This window comes from uncultured Pelagimonas sp. (assembly GCF_947498515.1).
Classification (GTDB): Bacteria; Pseudomonadota; Alphaproteobacteria; order Rhodobacterales; family Rhodobacteraceae; genus Pelagimonas.
This window is the reverse complement of the sequence record NZ_CANMKO010000036.1, coordinates 1-524: the sequence shown is the minus strand read 5'-3', so window position 1 is coordinate 524 and position 524 is coordinate 1. Positions and strand designations below refer to the sequence as shown.

The 524-nt window shown below is 57.1% G+C and carries 1 protein-coding gene; it reads right to left on the bottom strand.

Features of this window, described 5'->3' with window-relative positions:
- A partial coding sequence (locus Q1A43_RS22405) for a GTP-binding protein (protein ID WP_299939064.1) occupies positions 1–524 on the bottom strand: 524 nt, incomplete at both ends.

The window sequence follows — 524 nt, the reverse complement described above, 5'->3', positions numbered from 1 at the left end:
TCAACACGGCCGGTCACAACAGTACCACGACCCGAGATCGAGAACACGTCTTCGATCGGCATCAGGAACGGCTGGTCAATCGCGCGCTCTGGCTGTGGGATGTACTCATCAACAGCGGCCATCAGCTCTTTGATTTTCTCTTCGCCGATTTCAGGGTTGTTGCCTTCCATCGCCGCCAGAGCCGAACCCGCGATCACAGGGATATCGTCGCCTGGGAAGTCGTATTCGGACAGAAGCTCACGGATTTCCATTTCAACCAGCTCGAGCAGCTCTTCGTCGTCTACCTGGTCAACTTTGTTCATGAAAACAACCATGGCCGGGATGCCAACCTGGCGACCCAGAAGGATGTGCTCACGAGTCTGTGGCATTGGGCCATCAGCCGCGTTCACAACCAGGATCGCGCCGTCCATCTGCGCCGCACCGGTGATCATGTTTTTGACGTAGTCGGCGTGGCCGGGGCAGTCAACGTGCGCGTAGTGACGTGCATCGGTTTCATACTCAACGTGCGCGGTCGAGATGGTGAT